Annotated in this window: 18 protein-coding genes, 7 pseudogenes and 1 other annotated feature; of the genes and pseudogenes, 4 read left to right on the top strand and 21 right to left on the bottom strand. The window is 58.7% G+C overall.

The features are described from left to right. Window positions 1-509: 509 nt before the first annotated feature. The 14 genes and pseudogenes from NKI17_RS37125 to NKI17_RS30840 all read right to left on the bottom strand — a co-directional run bounded on the left by NKI17_RS37125 (window position 510) and on the right by NKI17_RS30840 (window position 12884). Window positions 510-1163, bottom strand: coding sequence for a hypothetical protein (locus NKI17_RS37125; protein WP_502894663.1), 654 nt, complete (start codon window positions 1161-1163; stop codon window positions 510-512). 13 nt (window positions 1164-1176) lie between these two features. Beyond that, window positions 1177-1865 (bottom strand): annotated as a pseudogene (locus tag NKI17_RS30780) (IS6 family transposase). Between the two features lie 178 nt (window positions 1866-2043). Then, window positions 2044-2730, bottom strand: coding sequence for a response regulator (locus tag NKI17_RS30785; RefSeq protein WP_352722050.1), 687 nt, complete (start codon window positions 2728-2730; stop codon window positions 2044-2046). 717 nt (window positions 2731-3447) lie between these two features. Beyond that, window positions 3448-4488, bottom strand: a complete 1041-nt coding sequence (virB11, locus tag NKI17_RS30790; RefSeq protein ID WP_023673699.1) for a P-type DNA transfer ATPase VirB11 — start codon at window positions 4486-4488, stop codon at window positions 3448-3450. Next, window positions 4472-5611 carry a type IV secretion system protein VirB10 gene (gene virB10 / locus NKI17_RS30795; RefSeq protein ID WP_023679589.1) on the bottom strand — a complete coding sequence of 380 codons (1140 nt, stop codon included), beginning with the start codon at window positions 5609-5611 and terminating at the stop codon, window positions 4472-4474. The genes virB11 and virB10 overlap by 17 nt, the downstream gene beginning before the upstream one ends. Beyond that, window positions 5604-6488: a TrbG/VirB9 family P-type conjugative transfer protein gene (locus NKI17_RS30800; protein ID WP_023679588.1), complete on the bottom strand. Its 885-nt coding sequence runs from the start codon at window positions 6486-6488 to the stop codon at window positions 5604-5606. The genes virB10 and NKI17_RS30800 overlap by 8 nt, the downstream gene beginning before the upstream one ends. Continuing rightward, window positions 6485-7198 (bottom strand): type IV secretion system protein VirB8, encoded by a 714-nt coding sequence (locus NKI17_RS30805; RefSeq protein ID WP_023679587.1) that lies wholly within the window; start codon window positions 7196-7198, stop codon window positions 6485-6487. Before NKI17_RS30805 ends, NKI17_RS30800 begins: the two co-directional genes overlap by 4 nt. After that, window positions 7195-7353: a type IV secretion system lipoprotein VirB7 gene (locus NKI17_RS30810; RefSeq protein WP_081731114.1), complete on the bottom strand. Its 159-nt coding sequence runs from the start codon at window positions 7351-7353 to the stop codon at window positions 7195-7197. The genes NKI17_RS30805 and NKI17_RS30810 overlap by 4 nt, the downstream gene beginning before the upstream one ends. A 27-nt stretch (window positions 7354-7380) precedes the next feature. After that, the gene (locus NKI17_RS30815; RefSeq protein WP_023679586.1) at window positions 7381-8268 is read right to left on the bottom strand and encodes a type IV secretion system protein; all 888 of its coding nucleotides are present in this window, start codon (window positions 8266-8268) and stop codon (window positions 7381-7383) included. Between the two features lie 58 nt (window positions 8269-8326). After that, window positions 8327-9010 carry a TrbJ/VirB5 family protein gene (locus tag NKI17_RS30820; protein WP_023673704.1) on the bottom strand — a complete coding sequence of 228 codons (684 nt, stop codon included), beginning with the start codon at window positions 9008-9010 and terminating at the stop codon, window positions 8327-8329. 13 nt (window positions 9011-9023) lie between these two features. Then, on the bottom strand, window positions 9024-11393 hold the full coding sequence (virB4, locus tag NKI17_RS30825) for a type IV secretion/conjugal transfer ATPase VirB4 (protein ID WP_023679585.1): 2370 nt from the start codon (window positions 11391-11393) through the stop codon (window positions 9024-9026). After that, a complete protein-coding gene (locus tag NKI17_RS30830; protein WP_023679584.1) occupies window positions 11393-11719 on the bottom strand; it encodes a type IV secretion system protein VirB3 in 327 nt (108 codons plus the stop codon). Before NKI17_RS30830 ends, virB4 begins: the two co-directional genes overlap by 1 nt. After that, window positions 11719-12024, bottom strand: a complete 306-nt coding sequence (virB2, locus tag NKI17_RS30835) for a pilin major subunit VirB2 (protein WP_245274807.1) — start codon at window positions 12022-12024, stop codon at window positions 11719-11721. Before virB2 ends, NKI17_RS30830 begins: the two co-directional genes overlap by 1 nt. Window positions 12025-12098: 74 nt before the next feature. Further along, the gene (locus NKI17_RS30840) at window positions 12099-12884 is read right to left on the bottom strand and encodes a type IV secretion system lytic transglycosylase VirB1 (RefSeq protein ID WP_023673708.1); all 786 of its coding nucleotides are present in this window, start codon (window positions 12882-12884) and stop codon (window positions 12099-12101) included. Window positions 12885-14175: 1291 nt separating this feature from the next. On the opposite strand from NKI17_RS30840, the gene virG reads away from it, so the two are divergent. Further along, on the top strand, window positions 14176-14901 hold the full coding sequence (virG, locus tag NKI17_RS30845) for a two-component system response regulator VirG (protein WP_023685159.1): 726 nt from the start codon (window positions 14176-14178) through the stop codon (window positions 14899-14901). Between the two features lie 692 nt (window positions 14902-15593). Here the strand turns inward: virG and virD4 are convergent. From virD4 to NKI17_RS30860, 3 genes and pseudogenes are all read right to left on the bottom strand, one after another. Then, complete coding sequence (virD4, locus tag NKI17_RS30850; RefSeq protein ID WP_352726340.1) at window positions 15594-17339, bottom strand: type IV secretion system ATPase VirD4; 1746 nt, start codon at window positions 17337-17339, stop codon at window positions 15594-15596. 247 nt (window positions 17340-17586) lie between these two features. Further along, window positions 17587-18453 carry a hypothetical protein gene (locus NKI17_RS30855; RefSeq protein ID WP_023766568.1) on the bottom strand — a complete coding sequence of 289 codons (867 nt, stop codon included), beginning with the start codon at window positions 18451-18453 and terminating at the stop codon, window positions 17587-17589. Window positions 18454-18664: 211 nt separating this feature from the next. Continuing rightward, window positions 18665-18967, bottom strand: a pseudogene (locus NKI17_RS30860) (transposase domain-containing protein); the annotation flags it as partial. Window positions 18968-19010: 43 nt separating this feature from the next. On the opposite strand from NKI17_RS30860, the pseudogene NKI17_RS30865 reads away from it, so the two are divergent. Beyond that, window positions 19011-20445, top strand: a pseudogene (locus NKI17_RS30865) (IS30 family transposase). Here NKI17_RS30865 and NKI17_RS30870 read toward each other — a convergent pair. Further along, window positions 20424-21323: pseudogene (locus tag NKI17_RS30870) on the bottom strand (IS3 family transposase); the annotation flags it as partial. The pseudogenes NKI17_RS30865 and NKI17_RS30870 sit on opposite strands and share 22 nt — an antisense overlap. Then, window positions 20956-21072: a sequence feature (AL1L pseudoknot), on the bottom strand. Its footprint overlaps the pseudogene before it by 117 nt. 285 nt (window positions 21324-21608) lie before the next feature. On the opposite strand from NKI17_RS30870, the pseudogene NKI17_RS37130 reads away from it, so the two are divergent. Both NKI17_RS37130 and NKI17_RS30875 read left to right on the top strand, forming a co-directional pair. After that, window positions 21609-21743: pseudogene (locus tag NKI17_RS37130) on the top strand (IS6 family transposase); the annotation flags it as partial. Window positions 21744-21826: 83 nt separating this feature from the next. Beyond that, window positions 21827-23746 carry a potassium transporter Kup gene (locus tag NKI17_RS30875; RefSeq protein ID WP_352726342.1) on the top strand — a complete coding sequence of 640 codons (1920 nt, stop codon included), beginning with the start codon at window positions 21827-21829 and terminating at the stop codon, window positions 23744-23746. 127 nt (window positions 23747-23873) lie between these two features. Here NKI17_RS30875 and NKI17_RS30880 read toward each other — a convergent pair. The 3 genes and pseudogenes from NKI17_RS30880 to NKI17_RS30890 form a co-directional block, all read right to left on the bottom strand. Continuing rightward, window positions 23874-24583 (bottom strand): annotated as a pseudogene (locus NKI17_RS30880) (IS6 family transposase). Between the two features lie 50 nt (window positions 24584-24633). Beyond that, window positions 24634-24797 (bottom strand): annotated as a pseudogene (locus NKI17_RS30885) (DUF1403 family protein); the annotation flags it as partial. A 230-nt stretch (window positions 24798-25027) separates the two neighbouring features. Then, entirely contained in the window at window positions 25028-25405 is a 378-nt protein-coding gene (locus NKI17_RS30890; RefSeq protein ID WP_023679574.1) for a hypothetical protein, read from the bottom strand. Window positions 25406-25609 lie beyond the last annotated feature (204 nt).

Raw genomic sequence — 25609 nt, forward strand, 5'->3', positions numbered from 1 at the left:
CCGGCCTGCTGGTCACCACCGAAGCCATGATCGCGGAGGCTCCGAAGAAGGAGTCGGCTGGCGGCGGCATGCCTGGCGGCATGGGCGGCGGCGGCATGGGCGGCATGGGCGGTATGGATTTCTAATCCAGCCCCTATCAACCTACAGCGGAAAGGGCGGCAGCAATGCCGCCCTTTCCTTGTGTGCCGAACATGATCGACAACTTGGAGTGCGTCCCGAGGATCTCCTTCGAGCCTCACCGCATGGTCGAGAATTAGGATCTTGTCCGATCGAGCAATTCGCGGGCTCAACCTGGTCAAACCGGCGCCCCCTACGAACTGCCCGATCCTTGAGGATTCCGCTGCGCGACAATCACGATGATTCATTCAGTTGGTAGCTATAGGCGGTGAATCATGAGGGGCATTGAGGAGCGTGGCAAGGCGCCCATCTCGGCATTTAACCCCATCGAGCGTGATATCAGGGACAATTCTCTCATCGGACCGGCGGCTGGCGTTGAAGGACCCGGTGAATCATCCTGTTCTATAGTGGAGCAGACGCGCTCTGAGCCTCAAGATCAAGGGTTTCCTCCTCTGAGTATCCTTGATCTGCCGCTGGACATTCTCGTTGATATTGCTGAGCGGCTCAGCCCGATGGATCTGCTGAGGATGTCGCACACAAATCAAGAGCTGCGTGTCGCCGCGATGATAGTCGCAACGCCTCAAGAAAGGCGGATCCAGGTTCAGGCCATCTGTGGAGCCCTTGCAACCGGGCTCCAGCAGCGTCTCGTCGTCGTGGCAGAGGGGCCTCGTGACCCCGACGACTGCGCTTCGGCCTTGTGGGGCCTCGGAGCGGGCGTGGCAGCGCTTGCACCCGAGCTCCAGCGGCGTCTCATTCTCCTCGCCGAAGGGCTTGAGCCCAGGTCTCAGACCATTGCCCTGGAGGGCCTCGGAGCAGGCGTGGGTGGCCTTGCCCAACTTCAGCCGATCCAGGATTGCGATCAGCAGGTCATGATCTAGCGTCGTCATCACCAGCTCCCTCCGACCACCGCTTCGTACTCGGCGAGTGGCCGCAGCAAGGTGGCCGGGGGTGATCTTGATGCGCTCGGCGCGCACCGGCCCTTCGAAGCCGGCAACGCCGACAAAAGGCTCTGTCGCAAACCTGGAAATGGGGGTGTGAACGGCCATTTCGGCCTGTCCGTCAGGCAGCGAGGATATCGAAACAGCGATCGACAGACTTGTAGGCATACCTCGCCTGTCGCTTGCCCATCATGTGGATCATCTCGATGCCGGAGAGGATAACCACGGCGCTCGCCTGCGACTTGAAGCCGAGCATGGATGGAATGCGGCGCTTGATACGCCGGTGATCCTGTTCGATCCGATTGTTGAGATACCGGCTATTGCGGATGCGGATCGGCTTCAGCGGTCGCCGCGATCGCTGCCGCAGCCGGCTTTCAGCGTCGCAGGAAAGGATCGCTTCGTAATTGGTCTGGCTGCCGTCGGTGACGATGCGCTCCGGCCGGCCATGGCGCGTCAGCGCCTTGTGGAGGAAGCGTTGGGCCGCCACCAGGTCACGGTTTTCGCTGAAGAACAACTCGACCGTGTCGCCGAGGCTGTCGATGGCGCGGTAGAGATACATCCATGGCCGCAGACCTTGATGTACGTCTCGTCCATATGCCACTTGCTGCCGACCACACGCTTGCGCCGGTTGAAGCGCTCCAGCAGCTACGGCGAGAAGTGGGCGACCCAGCGATGCACGGTGGAATGGGCGACCTTCAAGCCGCATTCGGCCATCATCTCTTCCAGATCGCGCAGGCTCAGAGTGTAGGCCAGGTACCAGCGCACGCACAGCAGGATCACCGACTGGTCGAAATGGCGGCCGTTGAACATCACGTGCTCCTCCACAGCTGAGGCGTTTTTCTTGCCATGCTCCGCTTACCAAAAGGTTTGCGACAGAGCCGTTCGAACCGCATGCCGACACCATCGTCAAGGGCGGCCGCGATGTCCATTATGGCCACAAGCTCAACATGACGACGGGCAGGCAGTCTGTTCTTTCAATTTAGACCAACTATGCGGATGCCGCCTCAGTCAATTCAAGAAGGTAACCAATGCCGCGCACGGTCGTGATCCGTGGCGTTGCACCTGACCTACTCAGGTGTCCACGTAAGCGATAGATTCCGACTTCAAGCGCGTTGGCAGATACCTCGTCGTTGAACGAATAGAGGTGATCTTCCAACTGCGCACGAGGCACGATGCGGCCTGCACGGATAAGCAGATGCTCTAAAATACATAGTTCGCGGCGTGCGATCTTCAGAGGATGACCCGAGACGGAAACCTGTCGGCCGATCGGATCGAAATTGAGATTGCCAAATACAACGATGGGGTCGGTCACCTGTGTCGACCGGCGCAGAATGGCTCTCATTCTGGCGATGAGCTCATCGAAAGAGACGGGCTTGAGCAGAAAGTCGTCCGCGCCACCGTTGAAAATTGCAATTCGCTTCTCGAGATCGTTGATGCTACTCATAATGAGGGTTGGAACTGAATGCCCGTCGCTCCTTAGCTGTCTCAGCCAGCCCAAGCCATCGCCATCTGGCAGAGCCAACTCCAGCAGGAGAATTTCATAGGTTGCGCAACAAAATGCCCTCGACGCCTGTTCCAGGTTGCCAACTACATCAACGGCAAAACCGCTATCCCCGAGCGCAACTCGCACAGCGCGCGTAAGATCCACATGATGATCAATGAGCAGCGTTCGCATTTCACGTCCTATCAAGGTCGGACAGGTCACCGTCCGCTGTAAGACCGGGGCGACAGCGGAAGTCGCGCAACTCTTCGTAGTGTTCGTAACGCTCTTTCCGATGGGTGATCGCGGGAGCATGCAAGCCGCACGCCTGCAATAGTCGGGGATGGAACACGTGAAGACCTGTTGACGGGCTGAAACCGTCGGTCGGCCAGCCCACAATGCCACCGACTCTGCCTGCGATTTCTCTGCGCATCGATCCTCCTATGGGTTGGGTCGCAAACTCCAGCTGAGGTCGCAAGGCAGGTTGCGGCTTTGTTCATTGAGAGGACCCCCTGGAGGCAATACCAGGAGGATTCCCTATATGGCACTTCCCGATTTACCACCGGTCATTCCGAACCACGTTCGGCGGCTTTGAAGACACTCATTGAGCGCGGCTAGGTAAATCAAGGGTACGACCTGCCGGGTGTGGATGCCGCTTTTGAAGCAGGCATCGGCACCAGCTCGGTGAGCGTCGCCCGCGCAATTCAGCGGACGCGCTCGATACACCCAGTCGAATCGTGCCGCAACTTGCCGCGCCGAAAGGGCGCCCGAAGACTTCAGACTTGTGACCGAAGGTCTACGCCCAGTCCTCCTCCCATTATCCACCTCCCTCAAATCAAAGTGGACGTTCAATCTGAACAAATTACGCCATCGTATCACAAACGACTTACCGATCCCCGACGTGCTCTAGCCTTAGTGCTTGTTAAGAAGGTCGGCTACTGTCTCTCCGCGTCGCCGGGCATCGGCGGCGAGCCACACCTCCCCCACCTCATACACGTCGCCGTGGGTACTGAACGGCACAATGACGTCAATGGCAGCCGACAGCAGGTCAAGAAGCGTGTGGTCTTCCACAGCAGCTCCTTGCGGGCTGCTCTTGACGAGTGAAAAGAGCTTTTTAAAGCCTTGGACCGGATCCGCCCCATGAATCGTTGATATTGATCCCGCATGGCCGGAGACGACTTCGCTAAGGTAGGCCCAAGCAGCATCATCGCGCATCTCGCCAAGCAATATTCGATCAGGGCGCATGCGCAAGCTGGCTTGCAACAGTTGCTCGGCTGTCACCGCACCTACGCTTGCTCGGTCCTTCGGATAGAGTAACCGGACATGGTTCTCGTGCGGGATTGCAAGTTCGAGCGTGTCCTCGATACTTATCAGCCTCTCTTGCGGGGGTATAGCGTTGATCAAAGTCTTGCTCATTGTCGTTTTGCCGCTTCCAGTAGGTCCGCAAAGCAGCATCGTGAGCCGCCCGCAAACGCATGCTCGCAAAAATTGCTCCAAGTCACCATGGTCGTAGTGCTGAAGAATCGTTTCGTCCTGCCGCTCTTGGCGCTCCTTTCGTGACCGCCATTGATTCCAACGCGAGTATTCGTAGCGAGAAGAAACTTCCTTGAGTTCGGTCACACGACTTGAGGGACGCCGTATCGTCAGGCTTATTGTTCCTGAGGGAACAGCGGGCGGCAAACAGATCTGCAGCCGCTCTCCGTTCGGCAGCTCAGTCGCACAGAGGGGGCTTTGCGGTCCGACATCTTGCTTGCGCAGCGCTCCAGCGAGGATCGCGATGTCCTCCAGATCGTCATAAGATAGCGGTAGCGGATGTTTCGTGAAAACGCCGGCCTGTCGGACAAAGGCTTCCCCAGGCCGGTTGATAGCGACCTCTTCGGTCCTTGGCTCCTCAAGCCATTTCAAAACAGGGTTGAGAAGCAAACGCAATTGAGGGTCAGCCTCCGGTCGCATTGTTGTCTCTCCGGCGTTGGCGATGTTGGGGGGCTGGCGCCACGGCGATCGGTCTAAGATCGTATACATCTGAGAAATCGAGGTCCCGAGCCACAAAGATCGATACAGCATCTCCCTGGTTTTTCTTCAGAGTTGGCGGAACGTTGATCGTTGCTCTAAGGGTCGTGTCAACGGCTTGTCCGGCGTTGCTCTGGAAGCTGTTGATGCCGCTTCCTCCACCTGAGCTGCCAGCGTATTGACCGGCGGCCTGAAACGCGCCTTGAATGACGCTCATGAGCATTGCTCCGCCAAAGCGCTGCCAGAAGTGATTATCCACCGTGCCAGGCATTCCGGAGCGGCCGAGCTCGTCAGCGCCCGGCGACGCTAGCGAAACGAGGGCATGGTCAGGCGTTTCGATGCGCGTCCACAGCACGAAGACACGCGCATCCCCCTGTTGGAGACCACGCTGGATCTCGCCAATCACGGTCGTCCCGCGATCCAAAAGCACCACGTTGTTGGTGGCGCCGCGGACGTCTTTAGGTAAGACGCACTTCACATAACCCGGTAAATTTGTGTCGACTGCCGTTTGCAAAATGCAGGGAATTATCGTTCCTTGGGTAATCACGAGATCAGGGTGCGGCAAAAGTGTGGCCCGGCTTGGCTCCTGTATATCTGGCTTCAATCGCCCCGTCAGATCGCCAGCGTCTGAAATCTCATGCGAGGTCGCGGGAGCATCCCTATGGTTGTCTTCGCTCCGCTGACCGTCGTTGGGCATTTGACCGCTGCCACTGTAGGCGAAAATTGGTGTTTCCTCCGGCGGCGGATCAGCTGGCGCCGGAGGCGGCGTGGATGGCGCAGGATCTCCTGCCTGCGCCGCCTGTACGGGTGCTGGAGCTTCGGGAGCAATCTCAATCGGCACGGGGCGGAATGGCTCGGCGTCGGCGACAATTGGAGGTTTTGGCTGAGTTGGCTCGTCTTGTGTGCTGGGACGACCGCCGAGCCAGATGAGCGATAGAGATGAGATGAGAACAAGAGCAGCGACGGCCAACTTCTGCAATCCCGAAACATGCCGGCGGGCCGGCTCCGAGACCATCGATCCTGAGGCATGGACATCATGTCCCGACTGTGGGCCGGTTTCATTCATCGGCCGGGCCTTTCAAAACGCGCCACACGTCGGGTGTCACTGTACCGGTCCCTGGCGCTCGTCCCACAGGGTCATAAGCCCTGTTGAAAATGGACAAGACCGTATTGCCATCTCTCAGACGCCATTCCCGGGCGACTGCGGATACTTCAACATAGTCTCCTTTGACCGTGTAATTGGCAGCGGCTTCCTTGCCGTCGGGATTGATAATGTAGAGGGAGGGTATGCGGGAATTGCTTGCGAAGCCAAATACGGTGGTAAAGCCATTATCGAAAACTTCCAGCGGCGCCAGCGATCGATCGCCCTTTGCGACGTAGTGAAAATTGCTTTCGTCCGGACTGGTAGTTGCGGCGGGCCGATTCAACAAATCCTGAACTCTCTCGTCGCGCAGCACTTTCGCCCGGGCCTGACCAAGAATCGAGCGCCTTTCTGCGTCCTTTCTCTGAGCAGCAGCCTCATCAGCAGGATAGGTGAACTGCACACTGTAGTATAGGTCAGGTTGCTGCTCATCGAGTTTTGGCATCGCTCTCGTTGAAATACTGAAGACGTATCTCCGTGTACCGGACTCACTCTCGGCCAGCACGATGACCGGCTGCGGCGGGAGCATCCGGCTAGCCTTAAAAAAGAGATAGTTGGCGCGCGGGAGCGCAGCCAGGTCTTTGCTATTGGAAACGGCCACGGCTGCGACTGTCTCGTTGGCCGCGAATGTGACAACCAGCGTTGCCCCCACTGCGGTAGACAGGCGCACCACTTCGTCAGGACGGTAAGCCAGGTAGCGCATGCGCGCATCATGCTTGCCGGCAAGTGGTGTGTCTTCCGCGGACGCTTCCATCGTTAAGAAGAGTGAACAGACCAGCGCGAGAAACGCTCTTTTTGTCATGGCTGCACATAGCCCAGGTTCGATACGCTATCTTCCGAGCTTTGATAGGAAGTGACGAGTAGACCTCCCGGATTGGTGAGCCTCGATTGCCCAGGCAGACCCGTCAAGCGCTCGTAGCGGATGGTAGCTGTCCAGGTGGTCACTATCGGCATCTGCCCATCGACAACAAGCGTACGTTTGTAACGGATCTGTTGAACGTCCGGACTGATGTCGTTTGAAGAAATATGCCCGACCTCGAGCTTGCCGCGTTTGCCGACCGTGACTTGCGGCGAGGTGGGATTCGGATAGTTGAAGAAATCTTGATATTGCTGTCGCACAGCCGGCGCGCTGAAACTGGATACGAGGTCATAGGCGTATTGGGCTGTATCTGCTGTGTACCCCTCGCGCAGGCGTACATATTCCCACAGCGAAGCATTTATGACGGCTCGGTCTTGGGTTGCCGGCAGTCGAGAGACTGACACTTCGCTGTCGACGGTCCCATCCGGCCGGACCCAGAGGAACACAGGTACGAGCTTGGCCAACGGGACCATGGCAGCAATGGTAAATGCCTGGGCAACATTTCCTAGGACCGCCGCTGCGGCAAAGGCTATCAGGGCCTTTGACAGGCGCCGCGCAGACTTCGCTCGTGAAGTTTGAAACGCTTCCACCTTCTTATAGTGGGCGGCTAGCGTTTCTCTCTCCACCAGAAGGGCATGTTCAGGAACTTTCACTTTGGCTCTTCCGCGCATTCGACCTGAAGATCCTCAGGGGTGGTTTCCCATTGTCCCACGTTCAGTTGGAATGGGGCACCCGCGCATGTCGCAAGCCCATGGCTCGTCTTGCAGGCGGCCAAAGCGAGGATTGACAGAAGTAGGCAATATTTCATGTTTTTGGCACCGAGCTTGTCGATTGATTAACCACCCGCCGTTTTGGCAAAGTGGCGATTGAGGCTGTTAAGAGGTCGGTTCGCACCTCCCCAAGAGCCGCCGGCGATGCTGCTGGCGATCGTCGGAAGCGCGACGATCAGAGCGTCACCAGCTAGGAAAAGCATGTCGAGCTCGTAAAGCCCGATGATCTTGGCTGCTGTCGTGCCCGAGAATTTGATCATCAAAAGCATGGCTGCCAGCGAGACTGCTTCGGCAGCGATTACTATCGTTGCAACGATGTTGAGGAGGAGAAGCAGCAGCCCGTACGAGAGCAGTTGGCCGATCCATCTGGTGGCTATGTCTCGAGTGTGATCAAAAAGGTAGCCTACAAGGACCAGGGGGCCGATCGTCAAGAGCACCTTCGTCAGAATTCCAACGGCATCGTAGATCTCGAACGCTGTCCACAGCGCGCCGTAGAAAATCCATTGCGCTCCCTCGAAAGCAAGTATGTCCTGGCCGTTCATAGGCCCAATTTCGGAAGCAATCAGCTGAAAGACATACTGGCTTGAAGCAAACATGAGATCGAGCTTCTGGGGGATTCCGATGAAGGGCAAGTCGCTGCCACTGATGTCGTGAGCCAACCTCGGAATCGTGTCGTCGAAGAGCGCTTCAATGTACTGCTGATAGTTGGCCTGCCCTAAGATAAGGGCAACGACAATCGACACCATGATTACGCGCGAGATACCCCCGCGCGCATCGACTTGACCACGCATGACCAGACAGCCTTGGATTATTATCCAGAGCGTGACACACGCAACCAGAGGCGCACTGACCGCCTCTTGGATGTTTTCAAGCACTTTGTGCAGCCCGGACGTGAAGGCCCCATGAAAGATCGTGTGTATAGTCGTGAATGGCGCGGGAATTTTGAAATTCATGGCGTGAGCCTGATGTGTCCCTGATCAGCGCAGCTTAGCAGGATGAACTCTGTGTGGTTTACGGGAGGATGCTAAACATATTAGCGGTGTCCTGATGTTCGCGACGCTGCGTGGCGGCCTCCTCCACGGCGTGAAGGCTCCCTTGTGCAGTGGCCATTGTCAGCAGACTCGTGGCCTGGACATTTTGGATCATCGCATCGTGAATCTGCTTGAGGACCAGACCGTTGGTCACGGTGGCCTGCATAATATTTCCCGAGCGGGAAAGCTGACCAAGCGTGCCGGCGTTATCCTTAAGGCGCTTGTCCATCATGCCCAAAGTGTCGGCTGCAATAGCTGCGGCATTGGCGGCCCCGGCGATTTGTCCCTGTAACAGTTTCGCTTCTGAATCGGTGCCGTTGACTATCCGATTTGGGTCCTTCGCAATGTTACGGGCCATAATCGAAGCTGGCGCCCGAGCATCAAACATCTGCTCCTCCAGCTTATTGCTCGACGGGTAGTGATTTCCTTGGTTCAGTGAGCTTAGCAGTCCCGTGACAGCGAATGACGACGTTAGAATTGTCACCATTTCAATCGTGGTAGCGAGCGTCTCGATTGACCTCTCAAGGATCGCCGCATTGGAAAGCGCTGTTAAGGTCGCTTGTGTTTCTGTTACAGGGTCGCTGACGATAAATTGCGAACGGGCCTGTCCGTGAAGCAGAAGGGAAGCAGCAAGGGTCGTTACTGCAAGTTTGGCAAATTTCATGAATATTCCTCCGTCAGTCTTGAACTTCGTGGTACCGGGCCATGAACTTGTCGAGCCACCCACTTGGGGCGTCTCCGTGCTGGTTACGAAGCTGGTCGGCAAAGCGCACTGTGTTGGCCCGCCCCGAGAGTACGGCTACGTACTCGCGCATCTGCCCAAGATCGAATTCGCAAACAATACTCCCGCTATCGCGCTTGAGCAAAAACTTGCGGCTGCCGATTGCCATTCCCTGGCGGATTGCCTCGAACTCCTGCGCAGTGCACTTCAAGCCATCGACATACGCAGAGCGGTCCGCCGTCGGTGATGGGTAGAAAATTTTCGTCATACATTGCGCAACGAGACTAGCTCCGAGAGGCGATTCCAGAACGTGTTCAGGCTGCTGCGTTGCGAGTATCAACATGCCGTTGTTTTTGCGGACCGTGAGCAAGAACTTGTCGATAACGGCCGAGAATTGGGGGTTTAGTAGATAGAATCGAAATTCGTCGCAGCTCATGACGAACCGACGACCATCGACGATAGCGCCCACTCGATGCAGAAGGTATGCGGCGGCCGGTGCACAGACCTCCTCATATTCCAGGAGCTGCGTCATGTCGAAGCCCGTAATGGAGGCATCCAGCCTTACTTCGTCCACGTCGCCGTCAAAAGCCCATCCAAGCGCCCCCCCTCTACACCACCGCTGCAGCCGTGCTCCTGCGCCCTCGGAGGGGCTGTGCAATAGGAATTCGCGCAGGCCCGCAAGTGAGCGCATAGGGGGTTCGAACGAAAGCTGACGAACAATGCCGCGTTCCAGCCGACGGCTTTCCTCCGGCGAGATCGGACCACGGCCGTCACTCTCGATCAGGGCCATCAACCACTCGCGTAGAAAGTCTCGCGAGGCGGAGGTGTTGTCCAGTCCACGCAGAGGGGCCAAGCCGCTCGGAGCGCCTCTGCGCAACGCAAGATATGTCCCTCCCGTGGCTCGCACCAGCAGTTCACCACCCCGATCCTTGTCGAAGAAGACGATCGCACCATTGCGATCGACCAGGCTTTGCTCAAGCATCGCGAGGACAAAGGTCATCAGCGTCGTCTTGCCTTTGCCAACGGGCCCGAATATTGCCGTCATGCCGACGTCATTCTCATGGGGGATGTAGTCGAAAGAAGTTCCACCGTTTGTGCGAAAGCGCGCAACAGCATTGCCCCAGTGGCCGGAACTGGAACCGCTTGGGAAGTTCTCAAATGAGACGAGCCCGGCAAAATTGTGTGAGGTGATCGCCCCCGGGCGCGTGCGCCACCTGTTGTTCCCCGGAAGTTGGGACCAATATGCGGCCTCCATGCCGATGCCCTCTTGGACGATAACGGCGCCCGCGTCGGCCAGCCGTGCGCGGGCACTTGCTGCGCGATCTGCAAGGGTATTGAGGCTGTCGGCATAGACGCACAGGCTCAGATGATGCGAACCCATCACGAATTCGTTGCTTGCCAGTGCGTCCTCTGCCTCGGCAAGTTCATTGATCTGGGTGAGGGCCTTGTCGCCGGCACTCGTCATCTGGCTGGACTTAAGGCTTAGTTTGGCATGAGCTTGTGGGCGAGTGAGGAAGGAAAAGCTCTGGCTCAGGACAAGCGGGAAGTTGGCGGACAGCAAGGAATTTAGCATGCCCGGCCGCGTCGTCGCCGGATATTCACGGAACGAAAACAATGATCCGACGGAGCTATCCCCGGGCCTTCGAATCTCAAGCGCCCGCTTCCCGCAGATGACCTGGTCAGTGTAGATCGAGGCGCCAAGTGAGCCGGTAACCATCGGAACCGGAAGAAACCGGCAAGTCATCATGAGCCGAAGCGCCTCGCCGATTTCCGTGAAGAGCACGTTGCCTTTCTCTCGAATGCCCAACCGGCGCAGACCGTAACCGCCGAGTGCGCCAGCAATGATGTGCCAGAGGTCTTCCAGGCTCCGCATTTGGGTGGCTAGATCGTGCTCATTCCGTCTGCGGGACTTGGCAATCCGCAAGCCGATCTTGCCGATTGCGGTGCGGGGGGACACGATCAAAGTGAGGAAGTGATCGTTGCGAAAGAGCTTTCCCGACAGCACACGACGCTCGTAGGCCTCGCTCAGACTGCCAGCGAATGCACTTTGAAACTGGCGCGGCGCCGGCGCCGGCACATCGTTGTGTCTCACAAGATGAGCGTATATCGAGACATTGTCGTCGGCGATGTTGCGCAAGAGAGTGTTGAACGCGCGGCAGCGCGAGTTGCGCATCTCAGTGTCTTCCAAATCAAAGGGCAGACCGTTCACATGTGCCATGGCCATGATCGATCCGTCTTCCAGAATGACAACCTGATCGCTTACGTGACCAACATACGGAAGGTAGATCTCGCCAGACCTCTCGGTCCGGCCGCTGGCGCCGAACATTACACCATTCCTCTTCCGCGTTTCGGCACTCTGATCGGATTGGCGCTGACGCTTGCGCCTCCCCAGACCGGCCCGTCCACGCTTCTGCCGGCCGTCTGCAAATAGAGCAGCACGACGCTTGCCGCGTTATAGTCACGCTCAACAACCAGCCGTGCTCCGAACCAGAGTGGCGCGAGAACGATTTCGTAAAGCGGGTTCTGAAGGATAATGATAACAAGCCCAGCCAACATCATGAGCAATCCGGCCAGCGTCAGCGGCACCCCCAGAAACAGTGCGGGGCGCGTCGCCGCCACATAGAGGGTGCTCACTTCCAACCGGTCGCTCATCAGCCACCGCCTATGAGCGCCTTGCCCAGGAAGCTGGCCCCGAACATGATGACGATCCCTCCAACGACACCCGCAACCAGGCCAAGTGAAGCACGACCGAACATCCAAGAGATACCGATGGCTACGAGCCCGAGCACGGCCAGTGATTGTCCAAAGGGGCCAAGTATGAACGTGCAGATATTCTGGACCATCTTGGCAGGATCCGTCCCTCCGGTCACCTGAGCCGCGGCTGGCCCGCTGTAGAAGACCGTCCACGCCGCGCCTGCAGCAGCGGCCGGTACATATTCAGCCGCTATGCGCAGCATGGAAAAAGGCGAAGGAACACGCGTTTTAAGCGCACGAAGTATCTTGAGTGGCGTCATCATTGCATCTCCATGTTTCAATCGAATACGAGTTTGTTCGGGTTCGAGGGTTCCCGTGCTTTCGCAGCCTGGCTACCTGTCGGATCGGAGGGATCGGCCCCGGAGCGGTCTGGCTGATACGAGCCCCAGATGTCCCAAGAATCTTGGTTGGGCTGCTTCTTTCTATTGGCCTGTTGGCTCTGCTGGAGCAGAGGCGGCACGGCTTTCCGACCGGGTGCCTCAAGGTGCGGCACATCTCGAGCAGTCGGCTCCAGCGTTCTCTCAAGGAGACTTGAGATGTCCTTTGCGGCCGACTCGACCTTGCGTACATAACCGTTGGCGAAGCCATGCGTGACGTCGCCCGTGTTATAGGCCGAGATGGCACGGCGAAGCGCCAGTTGCTGTGCCACAGCAGTGGTGCCGCCGGCATACCGGCTTTCAAGCAAGTGGGCGGCAGCCGAAAGCGAGGCGCAGGGCTCGAAAGCCCTTTCCGGCGTGAGATTGAGCATGGCAAAGTTCTTGCTGTTTATCTGCATCAATCCAACATCGACAGAATGTTGTGCTTCGAGGCGTTCCTTGATGCCCCGCGTGGCTTCCAGGTGGTCTATCCAGCGAAGCTGCTCACCTGTGGTGTTGTCATGAGCCACCAGCGTTTCAAAGCCACTTTCAATCTTGGCAATCGCGGCGAGGGTGGACGGCGCAACCCAGGGGGCGCATTTGCGCGACAGGCTGCGGAACTCACGCGGAGAAAGTGGCGCGGGCTCGGCTGGGAGTGACATGGATGTCATCAGGACGATGGCCAGCGGCCAAGCTGCAATAAACATTCCCTATCACCTACCTTTCCAAGCCGCCGGACGGGTTCTGGCCCTGTCCGGCACGCGCTTATCGGGGAGGTTTGTTACTGTGTGATGTTCAAGTTCAGCTTTTCGGTTTCAATTGAAGCAAAGACCGTGTTCGTATCAGCGTGGGTGAGCATCTTGCGCATGCGTGGGTGGCGCGGGCCCGATCAGCCAGCGACATCCGGAGCATCTTGGTACAATGACTCCTGTACAGGATTGCTCGTCCCGGCCGTCCGTTGCTCCTGGAGTGTGGGCCGCGACTTTGGCGTCATGGATGGTACTTCTGTCAGCGCCAAGCCAAGGACAAAATGGGGAGCTTGGCGGGCTTGTTCAGGCTCGGGATCACCGTGGGGAATCGACTAAGGCGATAAAGCGGCCCAACTTTGCCGGTATGCTGCCGGTCCTTAAAGAGCAGCCATGCGCGGCCCTGCACACTCAGATCATTGCTTGAGACGCGAGCTCGTCCGTGAAGCTGGCTCGAAGGCGCAAATCCGCGGCGGCGAGGGTCAACTGGGAAGACGTGGCGGCGCAGCCCATCCTGGTGCGAGCCTCGTTCAGCTGTTCGGCCGCCGCCGCCAAAGGGTGGATCATGCACAGTCCCATCGGCAGATAACCGCACGTCATTGACGGAGTCCGACGGCGCAATGGACAAGCATAGTGACACGCTCAAGATGGAGGAGTTGCAGTAACTGAGAAATGTTAGCCCGGACGTTCACCGCAACCGGCGACCTGCCGGTCGCCGAACAGCATTTGAGGCCGCCGGCCACCTTGGACGAAGCCGGCTTGGCAGGAGACACACTATTTTGCACAAGGCCGCTGCAGCGAATCACGGTCTTCTTCCGCCGACCGCCTCTCCGATCAAGCCAAACGCCGCGCTGCTCAACCATGTCCGAGCTGGATCCACGAGCCGGAGGATATCGAGATGATCCAGGTCCGCAAACTCCAGGATGACCAGGATGCAACGGCATAGCAGGAAACTTGGCATCCATGAGGTCGAACTTGAGTGATATTGGCAGGCCTGCACCAACGGGGGAGCTCGAAGCGAAAAAGCGAAGGACCACACGGCAGGGTCATGTCGGCGCTTGGACCTGTCTGGTGGCCACGGGCTGCCTTGGTGCGGTCAATTCGCTGGGGATGAAAAGAACAGGACGAGCACGGCCTCACATTGGCCGCACGCAACGGCGAGTGGTATCAAGGAGCAGCTGTTCTGGGTCGGTGCCCCAGGGTTGCTCGGCAACAGGTTTAGACAAGGGGATTCAAGATTGAAGGTGCGCCGTTGAAACATGTTCTTGTCATTGACGATGATGCCGCAATGCGGCGCCTCATCGCCGAGTATCTCACGATGCATGCCCTGAAGGTAACCGCAGTCCACGATAGCAAGCAGTTTGACTATGTTCTTTCACGTGAGCCAGTCGATCTCGTGGTTGTTGACCTTAACCTAGGCCGGGAGGATGGACTTGCGATCGTCCGCAATCTGGCGACAAAATCGGATGTTCCTATCATAGTGATCAGCGGCGACCGGCTTGATGAGGCGGAAAAAGTGGTTGCACTGGAGCTCGGCGCAACCGATTTCATTCCCAAGCCTTTCGGGATGCGCGAATTCTTGGCCCGCATTCGAGTAGCGCTACGCCAGCGCATTTCTAGTCCGCGAACCAGAGAGCAGCGCTCATTTCGCTTTGGGGCCTGGAAGCTCAGCGTGAAGCAGCGGCGACTGATCTGTGCGGAGCGTGGCGAGGTCAAGCTTACCGCATGTGAGTTCAATCTCTTGATCGCATTTCTGGAGAACCCCCGCAACGTGCTATCCAGAGAACGGCTTTTGCTCGCGAGCCGTGTGCGTGGAGAAGAGGTGTACGATCGAAGTATCGATGTCCTAATCATGCGCTTGCGCCGAAAGCTGGAGGCTGATGCGGCCAACCCTCGCCTGGTCAAAACATCCCGTGGCGCAGGGTACTTCTTCAACGCTGACGTAGATGTTAGCTACGGAGGCACGTTGGCCGCGTGACAGTGAGCTATGCTGGAGATTGGGGTGACGAGGCTGATCAAGCCTTCCAACAGTACCAGCCTGATCAATTACGGCGAGAGCTACCGGTCCGGAGATCGCATCAGCGCCTCTCTGCATATGCACGCGGCCGCCTGAATTGCCGATTTCGCTCAGCTGCTGCTGAATGGCGACGGCTTGCGGCGTATTCAGGGCCCTCTGCGTCTCCGCTGGCCACAACAGCGCTGGGGAATGTTCATTGTTGGGACGACTCACTCGGGTGGCAGGTGGTTGCCCTGGTCAAGCGCATCCGGCGAAGGGCGGATCTGCTGTTCGCTGGCAGCCAAGACTGGGGGCGGCGGCCCGAACTCCGGCGTCCCAGAGCTTGCGAAAGCCTCCGACACGCTTCTGTTGAGGTCATCCCGTCCAGCGGGCATCCCTGGGTTGCTGAAAAAAGACGAGGCGGCTTGATGACCCTGCCCTCGCTGAAGCACCTCGCGAAACCCCTGTTCCAGTCGCAGAAGCTCCTCTGGATCGGTTGGCGGCTCGTCAGCTCGACCATCGAACAGCGGCCGGAGCGCCTCGGACACGTGCTGCTCAAAGCCCGCTCGCCGGGCCTGGACCGCTTGCCCGTCTTCCAAGCCGGCGTCCTGCACCTGCGACAAAGCTGTTACACGGGATGGATTGCTATTTCGCGGGTCCACACTAGCCTCACATCAAACTGTATCGTCAAAGTCCTGCGCCAATTCACACAGCGGGTCATCGAGTTGAGATTCTGCGGAGAGCGCCTCCTCTGCTCCCATCAAGGGCGCCGGCTCCGGGAGGGCGCCTGTCTGGCTTTCAAAGATGCGTTTCAGAATGCGATCCGAGAAATAACGCACCTTCCTCAATTTTAATGGTGGCAGACCTTTGATGAGAACAATCTCGTAGTCGTCATCGAGCAGCCGAACCTGTTCGGGACGCAATAGCGGTGCACCTTGATGGGAATTCTGAATGGTCCAGTCGAACGTTCGCGCCTGGCTGTGGGAAATCGATTTGGCTTCAAACGTGTATTCACCGATGGCCTTGGAAATGTAGTTCGGAGTCTCGTCATCAGCCGTGGCCATGAACACTTGCAGTCCGGTATTGCTGAGAAAATTCTGCTTGCCAGCCTCTCCATAAGCTCCCGTCAGTGCCGAAAGGCTTTGGATGATGAGCATGAAACGCCCCTTGTAGCCCGCGATAGTCGTGATTGCGGTCTCGATCGCCTCCAGCTTACCCAAGTGCTTGAACTCGTCGAGCAGGAAGAGAACCTCGTGCTTTTCATCCCGGCGGGCCAGCGACCGCTGCAGAATTGAAACGATTTGCTGAAAAAACAAGCGTATCAAAGGCGCGATCACCTCAAGGTCGTTCGGACCAACGCAAAGATAGATGCACGTTCTGCGACGGCGAAGATCATAGACCGAAAAGTCCGAGCGACTTGTGGCCGCCTTTACAGCGGGATCCGCCCACAGGTTGAGCCCGCCATCGCCGAGCACGGAAGTGTAGGAGGTTAGGATTTTCGTATCGTTCCCCGCCATGTCGTCGAAGATGCGTTGTGCCTCTTTGTTCTGGGTCTCCATGGCGAGTCGCGCGAAGAGCTTAAACTTCTCCCCCGGCTGGGCGAAGAGGTCATAGACGGCGCCGATTGTTGGCGTGCCCCGCTCGATGCAGGCAAGGATTCCCGCGACAAAGATATCTCGCGCGCCGCTGACGAAACCTTCCGCGCCCTCCCCCTTGGCCGTAATCAGGTTTGCGGCCAAGCGGCGGGCTTCGGTGAATTGCTGCTGTGGAGGCAGCGCTATAAGATCCAACAGCGGATTGTAGCAGTTTGTGCGCCGCTCCGAATCCAGCGGCGCGAATTTAAACACGTCGTCACCTGCGGCTTTGCGCGCCCTCGAGGTGAGCTCAAAGAGCTCCCCCTTGACGTCCAGAGCTATCACCGAGCCTTTGAATGTAAGTAGCGTTGGAATGACTATGCCGACGCCCTTGCCAGCGCGGGTCGGTGCAACGATGAGGCTGTGAGGCTGCTCGCCATTTGTCAGGTAGTAGCCAGGCCAGAAAGGGCCACTTGTCTTCCCAAACACCGGCCCTGTCACGCCACGGTATCGTCGCAGATATCCCGTGCGTCGCATTTCATCCACTCGAGCCCAACGAGCCGTCCCGTGGTGTTCGAGCTTGCGGCGCAATACGATCTGCTGAATCAGCAAGACGACCGCGGACGTCGAGAGCACGATAGCCGCGCCCCGATAGAAAACGGGGGTTGCGAAACCCAAATAGAAGGGCGTCTCAAACCAAAAGGCACGGACATCAAACGCCATCAGAGCCTCGCCGCTGCCGCCGTGGCGGAAGGTTGCGTAAAGACTTGCCGCACAGAAGCCCACGGCGAGTGAGCACGCGATGCTAATGGCTATGTTGGGGGGCGTCGTTTTTGTTGAAAGCATTGTTCCATTGCCGGATTAGCCGTAGCTAATGCTGCGCGTGCTTCAGAGACCGAACCGGCGTCGCGCGATGTCGCCGCTCGACAGATCGATGCCGCAGTGGGTGGTGCGATGCTTGCAGCGCATCACCCGGCAGACGTGGGTTTTGAAAGTTACACTAAGCAGGTACGTCAACGGCCAGCGAATTGGAAACGGCAAGGCCGTAAACGGATTTCGGGAGAGAAAGCGTCACTGTACCATGGCCGAGACCTCAACGGCCGGAGCGATCTCTGCTTCTGGTGGCCTCCATTAGGTCCTCTCGGGCGTGATTGAAGGCGTGGTTTATGGACCGCCCGATTTGAGCACCCCGCTGCAGCTGTTCATAGGAGGTTTGCGGGCCTACTGTATCACGGACTGCAGCCTCAATACCTGCTATGTGGCCGTCCAGATTCGCACTCCGTTCCTCTGCTGCATGCTGCGGCGGCGGCATGTGCGGCAAGATGTCTTGCATGCCGGGAAAAACTGAGTGAGCTTGGGCCTGTTGATTTGCGTCTAACTGTTGATACATGTTGAGAATAGCATTGGATGCCATCATCCTGACATTGCCATCCGGATCAGAAGAAGCCAATCCAATGGCCTGATCAAGAATGCGAGATTTGTTTTCGTCAGTAAACTTACTGAAGTGTGGCGCAACGTAATAAGCTCCGAGAGCTTGCGACGGCGGATCCATGTTGCCAATGCGATTAACAATAGCATCTTGCAGCCCTGGCGTTAGGTAATCGCCTAGATTACTGGCCGCTCCGACTTTCTGCAATGCTATGTCATCCGTGCTGTACCCCAATTCGGCTGTTAATGTCGCGGCCAGATCGATGGCTGATCGTCCAAGCCGATTGGTCCGCCTTTCAAATCTCGCGAGGTCAGTTTCTGGCCCGGGTTGAGTGCCCCGAACGGCTGTTCGCTCGTGCGTCCCGAGGCCTTTGAAGCCCCCAAGATTTCGCGCTGTATCGCGCGGGTTAGCGGTTACCAGCCGTTCTGCAACATCGCTCAATGGCCCCTCTGGAACGTCACGGAGGCTACTGCTCCCCACGCCTTGAGATGATCTTGCAGCTGCACGTGCCCGTTTGTTATCGCGATCCATTGCTCGCCTCCAAAGTAGTTATTCTACCCAATGAGGTTACCACCGAAGCTTGACCTGCTAAACCGATATGATGTTACAGTTGTAGTATGGCAAAGGGTTCCCAGCTCTGTGGGTCTGCCAAGTGCCCGTCCAAGCCGAAGAAAATACGATGAAGCTGGCATCAAATGCGATGTGAACTGCCCCGGGCATTCCGGTGGCCGTTTCGTTTGAGTCACGCGGCTATGGCTGGTTCATCCAACATGGCGTAGTAGCGTTCCTCGGCTTCGGCCGGCGGGATGTTGCCGATGGGCTCCAGCAGCCAGCGATTGTTGAAGCAGTCGACCCATTCGAGCGTGGCGAACTCGACGGCCTCGAATGAGCGCCAGGGTCCGCGTCGATGGATCACCTCGGCCTTGAAAAGACCGATGATCGTTTCCGCGAGAGCATTATCGAAAGAGTCGCCGACACTGCCCACTGCGGGTTCGACGCCGGCCTCCGCCAAGCGCTCGGTGTATTGAATGCTGACGTGTTGGGCGGATTCAACCGGTCGTCGCAACACCAAGGGATTGGAGGTTGCAATGACGGTTCACCAACGCGCTTCAGATCGGTGCACTCGAAAGAAGCTAGATTCGCCCGGGCGTCCGCCTGCCTGGCAGCGTGAGAATCGCTTCCGGTTCTGGCAAGCTATTGCCTTGGGACATTCGAGCGAGGAGGCCGCACTGGATGCCGGTACATCAACGCCTCTTGGTCCGCGCTGGTTTCGGAGTGCAGGAGGGATGCCGCCAACGCATTTGGCGCCGTGGGCGAAGCCGCCTTCGGGGCGATATCTTTCTTTCGGGAGCGCGAGGATATTGCGCTTGAGCTTGCCAAGGGAATCGGCATCCGGGCCATTGCTCGTAAACTAGGTCGGCCGCCGAGCACAATCTCGCGGGAGGTCAGGCGCAATGCCGCGACGCGCAGCGGCAATCTGGATTACCGGCCAGTGCCGCCCAATGGCACGCCGATCGTGAGTCCCGGCGGCCTCCTGGCAAGCTGGCGGTCAATCCGGCTCTGCGTGAATATGTTGAGGAGCGCTTGGCCGGCAAAGTCACCAACCCCAATGGCGCCTCATTCGAGGGCCCCAAGGTGGGTATGGAAAAAACGACAGAGCCGGAGGTGGTCGGCAGCCTGGAGCCCCGAGCAGATCGCTAAATCGGCTTCAGATCGATTACCCAGAGGATCAAACCATGCGGATCAGCCACGAGACGATCTATCAGTCCTTGTACATTCAAGGACGCGGAGCATTGCGCCGAGGACTGACCGCATGTCTGCGTTCAGGCCGAGCGTTGCGCGTACCGCGCGAACGCGCGTACCGCGCGAACGGGCCCGAGTTCGCAACAAGTCCTTCATTGGAGACGCCCTTATAATAAGCGACCGTCCGGCCGAAATTGCCGATCGGGCTGTCCCCGGACATTGGGAAGGCGACCTCATCCTTGGCCTCGGAAGCTAGGCGATCGGTACGCTCGTGGAACGAAGTTCACGCTTCACAATGCGTGCTTCACCTGCCGCGCATGCATGGCTATCAGCAGAGCCTGCGCATCAAGAACGGTCCACCACTTGCAGGCCACGGCGCTGAAGCAGTCCGCAGAGCCATAGCCCGATCCATGGGCAAACTTCCCGAGCAGCTGCGTCAGTCGCTGACTTGGGACCATGGAGCGGAAATGGCGCAGCAGCCGACCTGCGCATCGACACCGGGCTCGAGATTTACTTCTGCGATCCCCAAGCCCGTGGCAGCGAGACTCCAACGAAAACACCAATGGCTTGCTGAGACAGTACTTTCCAAAGGGCACGGATCTCAGTCGGCACACAGCCCGGGAACTGGACGCAGTTGCCCATGCTATCAACACAAGACCGCGCAAAACGCTCGGCTGGAAAACACCTGCCGAACTCCTCGACCAGCTCCTTGGGGGACAGTATGATGCCGGTGTTGCGACGATCCGGTTGAATCCGCCTTGGCTGCCTCTATCGCTGTGATGGATGAGCCCGCCTCCCCGCGCGGGCCGCCGATCATGGAGAGCCTGTTCCAGGGCATCGAGAACGAAGGCTGCATGCGCCGTCCGGCTCACCCGCCAGCCGACGATCCGACGGGCATAGGTGTCGATGACAAAGGCGACATAGACGAAGCCCGTCCAGGTCGCGACGCAGGTGAAGTCGGAGACCCGCAGCATGTTCGGCGCCGGAGCATGGAACTGGCGGTTGACGTGGTCGAGAGGGCAAGGTGCGGCCTTGTCGCTCACCGTAGTGCGGATCGGCTTGCCGCGGACGATGCCTTCGAGGCCCATGGCCTTCATCAAGCGGGCAACCGTGCAGCGGGCGACCTCGAAGCCCTCGCGACGCAACCGCCGCCAGACCTTGCGAATGCCGTAGACGCGGAAGTTCGCCTCAAACCCGTCGGACCTCATCCTTCGAGGCTGTATCCCATCTTGCCCGAGCCGACAGCCGGCAGGGGTCGACGCGCTTGGCGACATGGTCGTGGTAGGTCGACGGGGCGATCGGCAGCACCTTGCAGATCGGCTCAACCCCATGCGCCTTGCGGTGATCGTCGATGAACGCGATCGTGGCCTGAACCGGCGGTCGAGCTTCGCCTGGGCAAAATACGCGGAAGCCTTGCTCTCGTTGGCCTGCGAAGCTCGCGGCTCTCGCGTTCCAGAGCCTTCAGTTTCGTCGCAGCATCCGTGGGAACTCCGGCGCGCACGCCGCCGTCACGCTCGGCTTTCTTGCAGCCGATCTTGGCGGCGATCGATGAAACCGCCGCCCACCGCGACGTATGCTCGCGTTCGTGATCCAGAACCAGCCGCACCGCGGGGGGTCCGGACCTCGGGAGAGAACTTGTTGGTCGCCTTGCTTGTCATGGTTCCACCTTCTCAGGAGTTGGAGCCTCCGATCAACCCGGGGCGGCACACAACAAGGGTCACGGATCAATCTGGGCGGGAACCCTAGAGAATCAGCCCTCAGAGCCTTTGGTAATAGACCGACCCCTCGCACCTGTTTGGGCTGGGTGTACAAGTCAGGTTTTCATCAGGTTGGACGAGTATGTCTGGCAGCCAGAGCGCGACCACTTCCGTGCCCGCCCGCTCGTCTGGCAGACACACAAAGGAGAAAGATATGCCGTCAGCTACAAGCAGCGCCATCGTTTCCTGCCGCAGATCATCGCCCATCCGGTCTGGCCCTCCTTCAGGTCCCCTTTAGCCTGTGTCTCGTCGAGGAAATGGCCCGGGAGCGGGATCGTGGTTTCGTATGAGACAATCCGCCGGTGCGGCAACAAATGCGGTCCGCATACGGAGCCATTACCTCGCGGCACTTGATATTGCAGTGCAGCAAAGGTAGAGGGCCGCCCCTTATCGGAGTGTCGTCCATGGTCCTTACCAATACTGGTAGCGAGGCAGAACCCGTCGAACAGTCGAGCCATCCGGCAATCGAACAGCAAAGCCCCAAGGTGCTGATGCTAGGCGCGCTCGGCGTTGTCTATGGCGATATTGGCACCAGCCCGATCTACGCGTTCCGTGAGGCGCTGGTGGCGTCGTCGGGCGGCAATGTCGCCGAGCGCGGCGATATCCTCGGCGTGCTGTCGCTGATCATCTGGTCGCTGACGATCATCGTCACCATCAAGTACATCATGTTCGTGCTGCGCGCCGATAACGGCGGCGAGGGCGGCGTGCTGTCGCTGATGGCGCTGGCGCGCGGCAGTTTCCCCAAGCGCTCGGCGCTGATGCTCGGCATCGGCATCGTCGGGGCATCGCTTTTCTTCGGTGATGCCGTCATCACACCGGCGATATCGGTGCTGTCGGCGGTTGAGGGCATGAATGTCGTCACGCCGACCTTCCAGCCCTATGTCGTGCCGCTGACACTGGTCATTCTTGCCATGGTGTTTGCGGTGCAGCGCTTCGGCACGGGCGGGGTAGGATTGGTGTTCGGCCCGGTGACGGCGGTGTGGTTCCTGGCAATTGGCCTTTCCGGGCTCAACCACATCATCGCCGATCCGGAAATCCTGTGGGCGGTGAGCCCGCACTACATCGTCGCCTTCCTGATCAATTCGCCCGACGTCGCTTTCGTGACCATCGGCGCCATCTTCCTCGCCGTCACCGGCGCCGAAGCACTCTATGCCGATCTCGGCCATTTCGGCCGCAAGCCGATCGTGCTGGCCTGGCTGGCGATCGTGTTTCCCTGCCTGCTGCTCAATTATGCCGGGCAAGGCGCCTTCGTGCTGGCCAAGAATGGCGTCGTCGGCCATCCATTCTTCGAGATGAACGAAGGCTGGACGCTGATCCCGATGGTCGTGCTGGCGACGGCCGCGACTGTCATCGCCAGCCAGGCGGTCATCTCCGGCGCCTTCTCGCTGACCCGGCAGGCGGTGCAGCTCAATATGCTGCCGCGCCTGGAAATCCTGCACACCTCGGAGAAGCAGTCGGGCCAGATCTACATGCCGCGCGTCAATCTGTTGCTGGCGCTGGCGGTGATGCTGCTGGTCGTCGGTTTCGGCGAATCGAGCAAGCTCGCCTCCGCCTATGGCATCTCGGTGACCGGCAACATGCTGGTGACGACGGTGCTGCTGTTCGTCGTCATGACCCGGATCTGGAAATGGCGGCTGTGGGTGGCGGTCGCCATGACGGCGCTGTTCGGCTTCATCGATGTCGGCTTTTTTGCCTCCAACATCGTCAAAGTGTTCGAGGGTGGCTGGGCTTCGCTGGCGGTGGCCTTCACCATTGTGCTGGCTATGTGGACCTGGGTGCGCGGCAGCCGCTATCTGTTCGACAAGACCCGCCGCAACGAAATCCCGCTCGATTTCCTCGCCGGCAATCTCCTGAAGAAAAAGCCGCAGCTGGTGTCCGGCACCGCGGTGTTCCTGACGAGCGATCCACTCAGCGCGCCAACCGCGCTGATGCACAGCCTGAAGCACTACAAGGTGCTGCACGAGCAGAACGTCATCCTTTCGGTGGTGACCGCGCCGCAACCGGTGGTGCCCGACAGCGACCGGGTCAAGATGGAGACGGTCAACGAGCTGTTCATGCGGGTGACGCTGACCTTCGGCTACATGGAGCAGCCGAACATCCCGCGCGCGCTGGCGATCTGCCGCAAGCAAGGCTGGAAGTTCGACATCATGACGACCTCGTTCTTCCTGTCACGGCGTTCGCTCAAGGCCTCGCCCAATTCCGGCATGCCGGTGTGGCAGGACCGGTTGTTCATCGGCCTGGCGCGTACGGCGGCCGACGCGACGGAGTACTTCCAGATCCCGACCGGACGCGTCGTCGAGATCGGAACGCAAGTGACGATTTAGGGCATGCCGCGGTTGAGAAGAATCGGTGCTGTCACATTGATTGAGCGGTAAGGAAATTCAGGTAGCAGCGCGCCCGGCACTGTAAGTTTCAGCGGCTTGATGCAGCGATAGCTGGCCGGGACGGCTGTCACGCTGTGGCGACACACGCGATTTTGTTCCAGATTTGCATGGGGCGTTACGCAGGTCTCGATGTTGAGCCGATGACAGCGCATTGCAGGGAAAGTGAGCAGGTCGGCAATCGGATCATGGATGGAAACGAACCGCTGAAGCTGGCGTGCCGACTTGAAGCGTTTCATGATCCTTTCGCGTCGTCGGGTCGGCTGGTGCGAATTTTCCGCTCGATTATTCAGGCCTGTGTGCGACCGGTGTTCGACGCCGGGCATGAGGTCGCGCATGGCGGCATCATAGGATCGGAGCTTGTCGGTGATCATGATCCGTGGTGTCCGCCCTTGAGCTTTCAGCAACTTGCGCATCAGACGCTTTGCCGCCTTGGCATTTCGGCGGCTTTGTACCAGCACTTCGAGGACGAAGCCGTCCTGATCGACGGCACGCCAGAGCCACTGCTTCTTGCCACTGATAGCCACGACACATTCGTCGAGATGCCATTTGTCGCCCAGGCAGCCGGCTGATATTGATCTCCTGGGCGGAATGCCGTCCGAATTTCTCCGCGCAGCTTCGAACGGTCTGATGCGTGACGATGATGCCGCGGGCCGCCAGCATGTCCTCAACCATGCGCAGGCTGAGCGGAAAGCGAAAGTAGAGCCATACCGCGTGCGCAATGATCTCGGCGGGAAAGCGGTGGCGACCATAGAGCGGATCACGAGCAACTTCTGACATGGCCCAATGTACGCACATCTTCATAAGCTGTCGGTTGACTTTACGATGCCGCGCCAAGCGAGCAGCATCCGGCCGGCGGGGCCGACCCCGTCTCCCGGCCGTGAGCAGAACGGCATCGCGCAGGTGCCGCTTCATCCTCGACGCGGCCAGCCTGCTTTGCCGTTACCGCCGCCGCCGAAAGCGCCAGGCGTTGCCGCCAGGCGCCGATCCGCCGGCAGCGGTTCGCCGATGATCCGATTGCCAACCAGTTCCACTTTCCCCCAATACCTGCGTAACGCCGCCATGCAAATCTGGAACAAAATCGCGTATGTCGCCGCAGCATGACAGCCGTCCCGACCAGCTATCGCTGCATCAAGACGCTGATATCTTTACAGTGCCCGCACGCCTCTCGCGCGCCAACGGCCAGTCGGGTGTCGCGAATGAGGCGCGCTGAAGCCATCCGGCTCAGCCGATCATGGCGCTTCGGTTGCCGGGTTCGAGGTCGTGGCCTCTGCCGCTGCGCGATTCTAGCATTTGCGCCTTGGAGAGCTCTGCTTCAGCCTCGGCGAGGCATGGCTCGGCTGCGGTTCTCTGCCGCAGAAGGTCCGATTGCGAATTCTTGACGTTGTCACGACGTAGGCGAGCGGCCTTGGCGAACGTCGGATAAGCGAAATGATTGACATCGGAGATGCCGGCCTTCGTTTCCTCGGCGTTTAACTGGAAGTCCAGTTCTCGCGCCATGCGTTCGAAATCGGCAATCATGATGTCTAGCTGGTGCAACTGTCGCCGCTTCTCATTCACCTGAAATTGCTTCAGTCGGACCAGATTACCTCGTGGCTTCATGACTCGGTACTCCGGTACCCATTTCGTCCAATCAAACCGCTCTCTCCCCTTAACGTTAGGCCTACAGCGACTCTCACGTTTTCTGCTGCGAGCGGAAACATATTTTCCAAAATCCTTGGCCGATGGCTATGAGTTCAATGGCATCGACAAGCATGCGAGCGGGGGACTTAAGGGGCGGTAAAAAAAGGCGGAATAGGGCGATTT

The sequence above is a fragment of the Mesorhizobium sp. M0816 genome (assembly GCF_040320005.1).
Lineage (GTDB): Bacteria > Pseudomonadota > Alphaproteobacteria > Rhizobiales > Rhizobiaceae > Mesorhizobium.

Excerpts from the sequence above, each read along its gene's own strand:
- NKI17_RS30855 (WP_023766568.1), bottom strand. The coding sequence starts at position 18,453 with ATGGATCGCGATAACAAACGGGCACGTGCAGCTGCAAGATCATCTCAA.
- NKI17_RS30875 (WP_352726342.1), top strand. The coding sequence starts at position 21,827 with ATGGTCCTTACCAATACTGGTAGCGAGGCAGAACCCGTCGAACAGTCG.
- virB2 (WP_245274807.1), bottom strand. The coding sequence starts at position 12,024 with ATGCTGCGCATAGCGGCTGAATATGTACCGGCCGCTGCTGCAGGCGCG.
- NKI17_RS37125 (WP_502894663.1), bottom strand. The coding sequence starts at position 1,163 with ATGGCCGTTCACACCCCCATTTCCAGGTTTGCGACAGAGCCTTTTGTC.
- NKI17_RS30810 (WP_081731114.1), bottom strand. The coding sequence starts at position 7,353 with ATGAAATATTGCCTACTTCTGTCAATCCTCGCTTTGGCCGCCTGCAAG.
- NKI17_RS30785 (WP_352722050.1), bottom strand. The coding sequence starts at position 2,730 with ATGCGAACGCTGCTCATTGATCATCATGTGGATCTTACGCGCGCTGTG.
- NKI17_RS30840 (WP_023673708.1), bottom strand. The coding sequence starts at position 12,884 with ATGTTTATTGCAGCTTGGCCGCTGGCCATCGTCCTGATGACATCCATG.
- NKI17_RS30815 (WP_023679586.1), bottom strand. The coding sequence starts at position 8,268 with ATGAATTTCAAAATTCCCGCGCCATTCACGACTATACACACGATCTTT.
- NKI17_RS30800 (WP_023679588.1), bottom strand. The coding sequence starts at position 6,488 with ATGACAAAAAGAGCGTTTCTCGCGCTGGTCTGTTCACTCTTCTTAACG.
- NKI17_RS30820 (WP_023673704.1), bottom strand. The coding sequence starts at position 9,010 with ATGAAATTTGCCAAACTTGCAGTAACGACCCTTGCTGCTTCCCTTCTG.
- virB11 (WP_023673699.1), bottom strand. The coding sequence starts at position 4,488 with ATGCGACCGGAGGCTGACCCTCAATTGCGTTTGCTTCTCAACCCTGTT.
- virB10 (WP_023679589.1), bottom strand. The coding sequence starts at position 5,611 with ATGAATGAAACCGGCCCACAGTCGGGACATGATGTCCATGCCTCAGGA.
- NKI17_RS30890 (WP_023679574.1), bottom strand. The coding sequence starts at position 25,405 with ATGAAGCCACGAGGTAATCTGGTCCGACTGAAGCAATTTCAGGTGAAT.
- virB4 (WP_023679585.1), bottom strand. The coding sequence starts at position 11,393 with ATGTTCGGCGCCAGCGGCCGGACCGAGAGGTCTGGCGAGATCTACCTT.
- NKI17_RS30830 (WP_023679584.1), bottom strand. The coding sequence starts at position 11,719 with ATGAGCGACCGGTTGGAAGTGAGCACCCTCTATGTGGCGGCGACGCGC.
- virD4 (WP_352726340.1), bottom strand. The coding sequence starts at position 17,339 with ATGCTTTCAACAAAAACGACGCCCCCCAACATAGCCATTAGCATCGCG.